The sequence below is a fragment of the Rahnella sp. AN3-3W3 genome, from assembly GCF_003263545.1.
Taxonomy (GTDB): Bacteria; Pseudomonadota; Gammaproteobacteria; order Enterobacterales; family Enterobacteriaceae; genus Rahnella; species Rahnella variigena.
Genome location: NZ_JYDG01000063.1, coordinates 63,520 through 75,094, shown reverse-complemented (window position 1 = coordinate 75,094; position 11,575 = coordinate 63,520). Strand labels below are relative to the sequence as shown.

Annotated in this window: 9 protein-coding genes and 1 pseudogene; 3 read left to right on the top strand and 7 right to left on the bottom strand. The window is 54.4% G+C overall.

Annotation, left to right across the window (positions count from 1 at the left end):
* Positions 1–34: 34 nt before the first annotated feature.
* From UC15_RS17320 to yihU, 5 genes and pseudogenes are all read right to left on the bottom strand, one after another.
* A pseudogene (locus UC15_RS17320) lies at positions 35–1,350 on the bottom strand (MFS transporter).
* Between the two features lie 124 nt (positions 1,351–1,474).
* Entirely contained in the window at positions 1,475–3,511 is a 2,037-nt protein-coding gene (locus UC15_RS17315; RefSeq protein WP_112289628.1) for an alpha-glucosidase, read from the bottom strand.
* A 17-nt stretch (positions 3,512–3,528) separates the two neighbouring features.
* Positions 3,529–4,770 (bottom strand): sulfoquinovose isomerase, encoded by a 1,242-nt coding sequence (yihS, locus tag UC15_RS17310; protein ID WP_112289627.1) that lies wholly within the window; start codon positions 4,768–4,770, stop codon positions 3,529–3,531.
* Between the two features lie 15 nt (positions 4,771–4,785).
* Positions 4,786–5,664: a sulfofructosephosphate aldolase gene (gene yihT / locus UC15_RS17305; protein WP_112289625.1), complete on the bottom strand. Its 879-nt coding sequence runs from the start codon at positions 5,662–5,664 to the stop codon at positions 4,786–4,788.
* Positions 5,665–5,686: 22 nt separating this feature from the next.
* Positions 5,687–6,583: a sulfolactaldehyde 3-reductase gene (gene yihU, locus UC15_RS17300; RefSeq protein ID WP_112289623.1), complete on the bottom strand. Its 897-nt coding sequence runs from the start codon at positions 6,581–6,583 to the stop codon at positions 5,687–5,689.
* A gap of 172 nt (positions 6,584–6,755) precedes the next feature.
* Here yihU and UC15_RS17295 point away from each other — a divergent pair, with 172 nt between their 5' ends.
* Genes UC15_RS17295 through UC15_RS17285 form a run of 3 tightly spaced genes read left to right on the top strand, consistent with a single transcriptional unit; the run spans position 6,756 to position 9,314 of the window.
* Positions 6,756–7,652 carry a sugar kinase gene (locus UC15_RS17295; protein ID WP_112289622.1) on the top strand — a complete coding sequence of 299 codons (897 nt, stop codon included), beginning with the start codon at positions 6,756–6,758 and terminating at the stop codon, positions 7,650–7,652.
* 36 nt (positions 7,653–7,688) lie between these two features.
* On the top strand, positions 7,689–8,474 hold the full coding sequence (locus tag UC15_RS17290; protein ID WP_112289621.1) for a DeoR/GlpR family DNA-binding transcription regulator: 786 nt from the start codon (positions 7,689–7,691) through the stop codon (positions 8,472–8,474).
* Positions 8,475–8,522: 48 nt separating this feature from the next.
* The gene (locus UC15_RS17285; protein WP_112289619.1) at positions 8,523–9,314 is read left to right on the top strand and encodes a spermidine synthase; all 792 of its coding nucleotides are present in this window, start codon (positions 8,523–8,525) and stop codon (positions 9,312–9,314) included.
* A 58-nt stretch (positions 9,315–9,372) separates the two neighbouring features.
* On the opposite strand, the gene chbG is transcribed toward UC15_RS17285, so the two are convergent.
* Together chbG and UC15_RS17275 are read right to left on the bottom strand one after the other, a co-directional pair.
* Complete coding sequence (chbG, locus tag UC15_RS17280; RefSeq protein ID WP_112289617.1) at positions 9,373–10,131, bottom strand: chitin disaccharide deacetylase; 759 nt, start codon at positions 10,129–10,131, stop codon at positions 9,373–9,375.
* A gap of 44 nt (positions 10,132–10,175) precedes the next feature.
* Positions 10,176–11,519: a 6-phospho-beta-glucosidase gene (locus UC15_RS17275; protein WP_112289616.1), complete on the bottom strand. Its 1,344-nt coding sequence runs from the start codon at positions 11,517–11,519 to the stop codon at positions 10,176–10,178.
* Between the last annotated feature and the right edge of the window lie 56 nt (positions 11,520–11,575).

Here is an 11,575-nt window from a genome sequence, read left to right as displayed (position 1 = left end):
CAGCGCCCCGCAGGGCGCTGACACAGTGAATGCCTTATGCCGTCTGCCTGCGCTGCTCGATTTCCGCCACGATGCGCACGTACATTTTCTCGTTGAGGTTATAAAAACAGCCCATCGCCACGATAGTGATCGCTGCCAGCGCGCAGGGATAAATGAAGATCAGCTGACGCAACCCTTCCTGCGTACCCGCCGACTGCACCACGTTAGGCACATAGCCGATTTGCGTCAGCATCAGGCCGGGGAAAAACCCCGCCAGCGCCTGCGAGACTTTACGAAAGAAGGTGAAACCGGTGTAGACGGTACCTTCGGAACGCACGCCGGTGCGCCATTCACCGTATTCCACCGTATCGGACACCAGCGCCCAGTTCAGGCTGTTGACGAAGGCCGAACCGAAGAACGCCAGACAAGAGTACGCGACAAAGCTGACCGATCCGCTGCCGTAGAAGTAGTTGAGAATGTCGCCGACAATCCACAGCGCCAGACCGACGATATAGACTTTTTTCTTGCCGAAGCGGCGCACGGCGGCGGGCATCAGGAACACGCCGATGAAAATGCAGCCCATGCTGAAAAAGCCCATGTACGAAAGCAAAATGGGATCGTTAAGTACGTACTGGGTGTAATACACCTGGATCGCCAGTTTGACGTTGAACGCGCCGAGCGTGCAGAGGTTCGCGATGCACAGGATGAACAGCGGACGGTTACCGGCGATCGCACGAAACGACTGCAACAACCCCGGCTTTGCGCAGGATCCTGCGGCTGCGCTTCGACATAACGCTCTTTCACACCGGCATAACACAGCCACATAAACAACAAGCCCACCAGTGAGAACAGCGTCGCGGCAAAAATATAACTGCGCTGCGAACTGCCTTCGAGCAGATTCATCACCGGCACAAACCCAACGGTACACAACAACAGCCCCAGCGTGGCACCGCCCTGTCGCCACGCCGCGAGTGAGGCGCGTTCGTCGGGATTTTTAGTAATGGCGGGCACCATCGCGCCATACGAGCAATTCATCATGCTGAAAAATAATCCGTACAGCATGAAGAGCAGCGTCGCCACCACGGTCTTACCGGTAATCTCCAGCGGAGTGCCGACGAAATTGGCGACAGCCAGCAACGTCACCGGAAATGCAGCGTATAATACGAACGGGCGAAACTTACCTTTCGGCCCGATTTTGCGGCGCGAATCCAGCATGATGCCGGTGCCCATATCGGTAAACGCGGTAAAGAATTTGGCGATCAAAAAGATAATGCCGCCGTAAGTTCCCGGCAAACCGAGTACGTCAGTGTAGAATTTCAGCAGATACAGCGTGCCGATATCGAGCAGGATATTGGAGCCTAAATCCCCCATGCCATAGGCCAATTTTTCCCTGAAAGGCAGCCGCAGGGTCGCAGGGTTTTCCGGTGTTGTCTGACTCATTATTATTCTCCTTCAACCGCCGGGGCGATAAACTCCCCCCGGCGGTTGAGCCTTATCAGAGGTGACGTAATTCGTCGAACAGCGCTGCCCACTCGCTGTCTGCACGATAAAAGACCGGCGGTTTGCCTAACGGCGCTGCCACTGTGATATCGCCGCCGCGATGGGTTTCACCGGTCCAGGCGTTGATCCAGGTATCCTGCGGCAGATACAGCGACCACTCGCTGCGCCCTTCTTCATGCACCGGTGCCACCAGCAGATCGCGGCCAAACAGGTACTGGTATTTCAGCGTGTAAGTGCGGGCATCGTCTTCGTAATGCAGGAACAGCGGCCGCATCACCGGCAAACCGCTCTGGCTGTTATGCTTCACGGCCTGTCTGATGTAAGGCTTGAGATGGGTGAACACTCCGGTCATGCGGGCGAAATGCGCGATGGTTTCGGCATCGCCGTCAAACTGCCAGTTGTCGCCCGGACGGTTGCCTTCGTGGGTGCGCATCATCGGCGTGAAAGCGCTGAAATCGCACCAGCGCAGCAGCAGTTCTTTGCTGCGTTTCATATCAAACAGCGTGGTGTAACCGCCGATGTCGCTGTGATGCAGACCGTGGCCGCTCATTGCCAGCGATAATGCCGCCGGGATCACCGAGGCCAGCCCGTCGTCCAGGCTCCAGTCAACGTTCTGATCGCCCGCCCACATCATGGTCGAATATTTCTGGCTGCCGGTGTAACCGGCGCGCATAAAGAACAGCACCTCGCCGAGCTTGCCGGTTTCCTGCAAGGCTTCGTAGTTGCACTTCGCCCACAGCGCGGGCCAGGCGTTATGCATAATTTCCGCGCTGACGCGGTTATGCAGGAAAGTATCGGTTGGCAGATATTCGCCAAAATCCGCCATCCAGCCGCCGCAGCCCAGTTCAATCAGGTTCTTCTTGATGACGTTTTTAAACCACTCATAGGCCGCGGGATGGGTCAGATCGACCACGCCTGCATAGAATTCGCCGAACTCAACGTGGTAATCCGCACCGCTGGCGTCTTTGGTCAGATAGCCGTGTTTGGATGCCTCTGCGCATAAGTCACGATCGCTGGCGACATACGGATTGATGTAAGAAAGAAACTGCACGCCCTCTTCTTTCCACTGCGCGATACGTTCGTCGAGTTGCGGATACAGCTCGCGGTTCCACTTCCAGTTCCACATCACGCGCTTGCCGAACGAGGTCATACGAATACCTGACCAGTCCTGCGCCCAGATGCCATTGACCTTCACGCCCCCTTCGCGCATGACGTCGAGTTTTTGCTGGCAGATTTCCGTGCCGCCCTGAACGCCCAGCGTCACGCCGTTGTATACCCAGTCCGGCAATTCCGGCTGGCGACCTAACAAGGCGGTGAGTTTTTCCAGCAGGCTGATATAGCTGTCGGCGCATTCAAAACGCAGCGTCGCGTTATCTTCCCAGAAGGCCAGTTCGTGATAGTCCGGCGCACTGAAATCGAAATTCATATAGCCGCTGTTTTCAACGTGGCAGTAAAACTTTTGCGTGCTGACAAAGGTTGGCTGCGGGAAGAACGTCCAGTAATAGTCGCCGCCTGCGTTCTCTTTGCAGTCGGCCTGCCAGGTGACATAGGTTTGTTTGTTACGCCCGACGCCCTGCTCGCTGGTCCACAACGGGAAGGGTTTTCCGCGCAAATCAAAGTAAGAAAACTGTTCACCGCAGCCATAAATATGATCTTGCGGTTCTGCCGCCAGTCGCAGCCAGATGCGGTTATGCGCGCGGTCGTCGTTTTGCAGGTTAAGCTGTAAACGCCCGCTGTTATCAGTGGTGATCGCAATCCTCGCGCTGAGCGTATCGCCCCGGCTGAAATGCAGATCCCATCCCGCAGGGTGCGCGGTAATTTTTACATCGGTCAGGGCAACCTTTTCGTTCAGGCGATCTTTAATACTGAAATTGCCACGGAACATGTCGATATCCGCCTCGCCAGCGCCAATCCATAAACAGGGCGCTTGCGCGGTATGACGTAAAATCTGGCGCTGCTGATAAATCAGCGAAAATTCATTATTACCGGCGATAAATTCAATCTGAGTATTTTTATTTTGTAGGGTACTCATGATGGTCTCCGTGATTTTTATTTTGCATTGATGTCCAGCAGACCGGCGGCAACGGCAGGTGCCAGCCCCGGTGCCAGCGGCAGACGCGGGATCACCAGGCAATGCAGAAGATGATAAATATCCTGTTTACCGTCCCAGACTTTGGTGGTCACTTTGTTGTCGGTATCCAGCTCCTGCCACCACGAGCCATTTTCGAAGTCCATCAGGTATTTCACGCAGTATTCCCACCAGGTCTGATACCAGGTTTCGTATTGCGCTTCGCCGGTCAGGCAATGCAACGCATACGCGGTACCCATCGCCTCCACAATGGGCCAGCGCACGCGTTCGCGCACGATAGGTTGCCCGTCCCAGTCAACGGAATAAACAAAACCGTCTGCGCCGTCCGGTGCCCAGGCATCGCGGATCGTGGCGTGGAACAGCCCTTTGGCATCTTCCAGCAACCAGTCCGGTGGCGTTTCAAAACGAGCCTCGAGCGCGGCGTGAAGGTGTAGCATCAGGCGTCCCCATTCGATCCAGTGCCCCGGCGTGCCGCCGTAAGCGCGGAAACGGTGCGCAGGATTGTCTTTGTTGTAATCGCGGATCGGCTTCCACTGCGTATCAAAATGCTCATTTACGCGATACTCGCCGCGACGGGCGACGTCATGAATAATCACCGAGGCAATTCTCAGTGCGCGATCCAGCCATTTGCGCTCATGCGTGACGTCGTAAACGATCAGGAAAGCTTCAACCGCGTGCATATTGGCGTTACCGCCGCGATAGGCTTCGGTTTCGGTGAAGGCTTCATCCCACGACTCGAGACACATCTGCTCGTCTTCACTCCAGAAGTACTTTTCGATCACGCCGATGGCCTGATCGAGTAATTTTCTGGCCTCAGGATGGCCGGTGGTGACAGCGCTGGCCGCGCCCAGCAGCACAAAGAAATGCTGATAGCCCTGTTTTGAAGCATCCATAACGCCTTCATCATTCACGCAGGCGTACCAGCCACCGTGCTGTTTATCCGCCAGCGCGCCATTAAGCGCACGGATACCGTGATCGACCAGCGAATACGCGCCGGGACGCCCCATACCTGCGGCAACGGAATAGACGTGGAGCATGCGGGCGGTGATCCACAAATGCGTGCCCATATCGGTCCGCACTTGCCCGTTATTGCCCAGCCAGCCGAAGCCGGTGGGCACGGCGGCATTTTTGCCAAAATCGAAAATCCGATCGGTTTCCTGCTCAAGCCAGCGATGGTGGCTCATCGTGTTAAACCATTTCATTTTCCACTCCTTTCGTTAGCGGCGACGCGCCATCATCTCGTCCACAATGTCACCCAGACGCTGCAATTTCGGCGCGGAAATATCCCTGAGCATGAGTTCGGTATCGGGTAAACCGACCACAGATGACCAGACCGCACGGCCTGCGAGAAAACCGGATGCGCCCGCCGTCATGGCGACGCTGACCGCACGCGGAAAAAGTTTTTCATCAACGCCGGAGGAGAGGATCACCCACGGCATATGAATATGTTCATTGAGGTGTTGCGAGGCGCGCAGCAGTTCAGCCTGCGTGCCGCGCCCGCTGAGGGGCATTTCGACTTTATAAAGGTCAGCGCCGCTGTCACCGAGTTCTTTCGCGGCATCGATAATCGCCTGTTCGCGGTCAAATTTATCGCCACGACGCGGCGGCCTGACCACCGGCTCGATAATGCTCAGCAATCCGTGCGTATGGCAGCGCTGATTGAATTCTTTCACCCTCTCAAGACGCTCCTGCGGGTCTTCATCGCTGCGCCACAACACTAGCAGTTTCAGCGCCTTGCCACCGTTTTCCCTGACCTGCTGCGGATCCACATTTTTGTCGATCACCACGCTGTCCACCGGAATGCCGTTGCCCGGAATAAATTCGTCTGCCGCGACAATCATCGCGCAGCTTTTTGCAATGGCCTGCTGCTCAACAATCTGGCGGTAACAGAACTGCTGATCGACCAGAATCGCTGAGGCGTACGGCGATAGAATCCGTGCGGCATTGACTTTAAAATCAGTAAGAACCTGATCGGCGACCGGCGCTTTCGCACCCGCGGCCACGAACATTAAGCGCATCGCTTCGCGCTGATCGACCGCCAGCATGGCGAAACCGCCGGAAGGACGGGTGATATCGTTAAGGCTGTATTGAGTCATTTAACTTTCCTTGGTTAATGCGTTACGGATGTGTTTTCTGAGTCAGACCGGCGCTGGTGCGCACCTGCTCAAGAATGGCGGTCCAGTCCTGACGTCCGCGCCCGGCGGCACGCGCCTGGTTGTAGACTTCGCGGGAAGCCGCACCGAGCGGCATTGGCACATGCAACTGATTGGCGACGTCCAGCGCGATACCGAGATCTTTATGGGCGAGGTCAATCATGAAGGCCGGCGACAAATCGCCTTTCAGCACTTTGTTTGGCCATGAAGTGGTGAAGTGACCTTTTCCGGCAGGTGTTCCGCTCATGACCTGCAACGCCACTTCGAAAGAGAGTTCCAGCGCTTCGCACAGCACGGCGGCTTCGGCAGAGAGCGCATTCAGGGCGATGCTCATGTAGTTATTGATCAGCTTGACGCGGATGCCTTTGCCCGGCCCGCCCGCATTAATCAGTTCAGATCCCATCGCCATCAGCACCGGCGTCGCCCGCTCAACCTGTTCCTGCGTACCGCCCGCCAGCAGCAGTAAAGTCCCTGCTACGGCGTGATCCGAGGTTCTGCCGACCGGCACGTCCATCAGGCTGAAACCTTTTTCGTGCATCTGCGCGATCAGCTTGTCAGTTTGCAACGGATGAATGGTCGACATGTCGATAACCAGCGCCGACGGGCTCAGGGTTTCGCAGATACCGTCGCGGCCAAATAACACATCGCGCACCAGATCGCCGTTGGGGAGCATGGTGATGACAAATTCTGCGCCCTCCGCTGCCTCTGCCGCGCTCTTGCTGCCCGTTGCTCCCTGCTGCACCAGTGCTGCCACAGCCTGCGGATTAAGATCGAACACCGCTAACCGGTGTTCCTGTTTAATCAGGTTGGCCGCCATCGGAGCGCCCATTTGCCCCAGACCAATAAATGCCACATTTGCCATGCGTCTCTCCTTTGTGCTGATCAGCCATGTCACTTTTTGATAATCAGCGCTGTATTTGTTTGTCGTTTTTTGATCGTATTTGTAATTTCAGGTCAAAAAATTGACAGCCATCACTTTTTTAACAATTCGCTTAATTAAAATAACCTCATCAAAACACGCTTAAGGAACAGCCATGATTCGCATTGCCTGTGTCGGGATCACCGTGATGGACCGGATCTATTACGTGAATGAATTACCTGCGGAAGGAGGGAAATATGTCGCTGAAAAATATCATGAAGTGGGTGGAGGTCCGGCAGCCACTGCCGCAGTGGCTGCGGCGAAACTGGGCGCAGAGGTGGACTTTATTGGCCGCGTGGGCGATGACGATACCGGCAACCGGCTGCTCGCGGAGCTGGGATCCTTGGGGGTAAATACCCGCTACGTCCGTCGCATTGATCAGGCCCGTTCTTCGCAATCTGCCATTCTGGTGGATCAACACGGTGAGCGGATTATCATCAATTATCCCAGCCCGGATTTACCCGTTTGCGCCACGTGGCTACAGGCCATCGACTTTTCGCAGTGGGATGTGGTGCTGGCGGACGTGCGCTGGCACGACGGCGCGAAACAAGCGTTCACACTGGCGCGTCAGGCCGGTGTGCTCACCGTGCTGGATGCCGATGTAACACCGCAGGATATCGCCGATCTGGTGGCGTTAAGCGATCACAGCGCATTCTCTGCCCCTGGTTTGCAGCGGCTGACCGGAAAAACTGACGCCGGTGCTGCGTTAGTTAACGCACAAACGCTCACAAAGGGTCATGTGTATGTCACGCAAGGCGGACAAGGTTGTCTGTGGCTGGAAAATGGCAGTCTGCATCATCAGCCCGGGTTTGCCGTCAGCGTGGTGGACACGACCGGCGCGGGAGATGTCTTTCACGGCGCGCTGGCCGTCAGTCTGGCACAGGGTGCGGATTGTGGGGAAGCCGTGCGTTTTGCCAGTGGTGTGGCCGCCCTGAAATGCACAAAGCCAGGTGGCCGTGCCGGAATTCCCGACTGTGATCAGACACGGTCTTTTTTGTCACTTTCTGTATAGAATACGACTCAGACGCTCATTTTTAGAGGTATGCCCATGAGTCTTACGGAACTGACTGGGAATCCGCGCCACGATCAGCTGCTCGGGCTGATTGGTGAAAACGGGTATATGAACATTGAAGAACTGGCAGCCTTACTTGATGTCTCGACGCAAACCGTACGCCGGGATATCCGCAAGCTCAGTGAACAGGGACTGGTATCGCGTCATCACGGCGGCGCGGGTCGGGCCTCCAGCGTAGTCAATACGGCCTTTGAGCAGCGGGAAATGTCGTGGACAGAAGAGAAAAAAGCGATTGCACAAGCGATCGCCGATTACATTCCCGACGGCTCGACGGTATTTATTACCATTGGTACCACGGTTGAACAGGTGGCGCATGCCCTGCTCAATCATAACCATCTGCGCATTATCACAAACTGCCTGCGTGTCGCCCATATTCTGTATAAGAATCCGCGATTTGAGGTAATGGTGCCGGGCGGAACGCTGCGTCCTCACAACGGCGGAATTATCGGGCCCTCGGCGACGGCTTTTGTGGCGGGATTCCGCGCAGACTATCTGGTCACCAGCGTCGGCGCGATAGAAAGCGATGGCGCTTTAATGGAATTTGATGTCAACGAGGCCAGCGTGGCGAAAACCATGATGGCGCACTCACGGCATATCCTTCTGGCTGCTGACCATACCAAATATCATGCTTCCGCCGCCGTTGAAATCGGCAATGTTTCTCAGGTGACGGCATTATTTACGGATGAACTGCCTGCGCCGGGTCTGCACAAGATACTGAAAAACAACCAGGTCGAAATTGTTAAAGCCAGCCCGTCGGATTAACGGGCATAATCCCCTTCTCGCCAATTTTTATAAGAAATGAGTCTGCAGATGACAAATAAGGATGTTTTTTCAAACAAATTCAATATTCAGCCTGAGGGCGATATTGTTTGCCATGTTACAGATGAGTACGGGGACATCATCGTCGCGGACACTGAAGAGCACCGGATACTGCGTTTTGAAGGGATTAATGAGCAGAGCAAAATGCTCAAAAAAGACGTTAACTTACCTGTTCATCACTATTCCAAAGCCATGTTGATGGCGACTGCGTTTACTTCCGGGCGGACTGCGCTTCTGCTCGGACTTGGCGGAGGCGCATTACTGCGCGCGCTTCATGCTCTTGATGAACAGCGGATTATGGATGTGGTTGAGCTGAGAGCGGGTGTGTTATCCGTCGCGCAGGAATGGTTTACGTTGCCCGGGTCGGACAAAATCTCTTATTACATTGAAGACGCAGAACATTATTTGCGCAGAGAGCATACGCATCAGTACGATTTGATTTTCTCAGATCTGTACTCAGCCTTTTCGATGGAGCCACGTCAGGGCACAGAAGCTTTTCTGAGATTGTGTCTGGAAAAATTGAGCGATCAGGGCTGGCTGGTGCTGAATTATTACGAGGTGCCACGAGCCGGAAGCGCATTATCTTGCGCACTGCGGGAGGTATTTGGTGAGGTACTTTATTGCAGGGTGCCAAGTGGGAATGTCGTCATTTATGCAGCCAGGAAACCGTATCTGCAGACGATAAGTGAATTAAGAGAGCAGGCCCAATTGTTGCTTTCTCGTCTGAACATCGGCAACGAGATGGGTGATCTGTCAAAAAATATTGTCCCGCTGTACCCGTAGCCGCCTCTCAGGATACCCCTGACCTCTGACATATATGCCAGCGGCAGGGGCATTCCGGTCATAAATCTTTAAACGATCCCAGCCGGAATCCGCGTTGCGTAATCGCGGATTTCAGTGTTTCTGACGTCAGCACATCCAGTTCTGCCAGACGCGGATAGCAATATTTACTCGCCAGAATGGTGTTATCAATAAACGATGGATGCGTCATGATCTCAACAGAGCGATTGCCGCGCTGCGTCGCATTGTCCAGCGTTTGCAGAAACAGCGCTTCTGAAATGGCATCGCCGTAGAACGTGCTGTCGAAACCGTCGGTACTTTTCGCGCCACACAGAGCAATTTCACCCTTGCGGACTTCGTCACGGTCAATACGCACCGGAACGCCCTTCTCTTTCGCGAACGCTTCCACTATAGGGAATATTTGCGCAAACATATGCACGTGGTGGTGACTGTCGATATGTGTCGGCATTTTGCCAAACAGCTCGATAAAACGACTGAACTGACATTCCAGTTCACGGGCGATTTCATCCAGCGGCAGGGTTCCGGCCTCGGCCATTTCCCAGATCCATTTCCCCAGTTCGCCTTCACGGGTCAGATTTGGCATAGGCGAAAGTGGACGACCTAACGTCAGGACAAAATGCATCCCGACGCTCAGTTGCGGACTGGCTTTGCTGAGTACGGCGGCGTGTTCGATGCCCGGCGCATTCATCATCGCCGTGGTAGATCGCACCACGCCGTGATTAAACGCCTCAATGATCCCGTAATTTTGCGCTTTGCAAAGCCCGAAGTCGTCCGCGTTCACAATCAGTAATTTATCCATAAACACCCCTTCCGGAGAGCCTTCCCTTGCGGGAAGGCGATGGGTTATTTTAACGCGGCAATGGTTTTTGCAAAATTCGGCAGCAGTTTTTCATGTGCCAGCAACATTTCACGTGCCAGTATTTCGGCATCTTTATCGGAATGGATCAGCGGGCTGAGGTTCATCGCCAGCAGCACATCGTTCAGCTCGCCGCTGATGGCGGCATTGCTCGCAGCAATCTCAAAACCTTTAATGGTGTAGATAAGCCCCAGCACTTTTTCGTCGAAGTGCGTGATGCGCGGATGGGGTTTTGCGCCGTCACGCCCGATGGTGCAGGTCATTTCCACCGCCCAGTCCGCCGGAATATTATCAATATGCCCGTTGTGCGGGAAATTGACGTACTGTTCAGTTTGCTTGTCGTTATAAATCGCGCTGATCACTTCACACGCCGCATCGGAATAATAAGCGCCGCCGCGAAGTTCCAGCTCTTTTGGCTTCACGTTCAGATCAGGATTTTTGTACAAATCGAACAGCTGTTTCTCGACTTTTTGCACCACAGTGGCACGCGCGCCGCCTTTGTAGAACTCACCCATTTCAATCGCCAGCATCTCTTTCTGCTTGAAGTAGTACAACAGGTAAGAACACGGCAGCAGATTCAAAGAGCGGATCAGGCCTTCGCTGAACGGCAGGTCGAAGATGTTTTTCACCGAACCGGCGGTCAGTGTGCCGGAAGCCACACCGTCGAGCAGTTCGGCAAAGCGTGATTCGCCGTTCACAATGACATCTTTGATGAACACCATGTGGTTCAGGCCAAAGAGGTCAATGGACAAGTCATCCTGCGGCGTCAGTTTCAGTACATCCTGAATGAACATTTTCATGCCGACAGGGATGTTGCACACGCCGATGAATTTTTTGAATTTGGTGTGACGGAATACCGCCTCAGTGACCATACCGGCCGGGTTGGTGAAGTTGATCACCCAGGCGTCCGGGCAGATTTCTTCGACATCTTTAATGATGTCAAAAATCACCGGAATGGTGCGCAGCCCTTTAAACAAGCCACCTGCGCCGTTGGTTTCCTGCCCCAGATAGCCGTGACTCAGCGGAATACGTTCATCAAGTTCACGCGCTTTTAACTGACCGACGCGCAGTTGCGTGGTGACGAAATCAGCGTCTACCAGTGCTTCGCGGCGGTTCAGCGTTTTATGCATGACAATAGGCACACCGGCACGTTCGACCATACGCTGGCAGAGATTGAAGATAATATCCTGCTTCTCTTTTCCACCTTCGACATCCACCAGCCATAATTCAGTGATCGGTAATTCGGCGTAGCGTTTAATAAAGCCTTCCAGTAATTCCGGGGTATAGCTGCTCCCGCCACCAATAGTGACGACTTTCAGTTTTTTAGTCATAGGAACTCCCGTGCAATAATCATGCACTGCAAATTAATACAGAAATATTGTTGTAT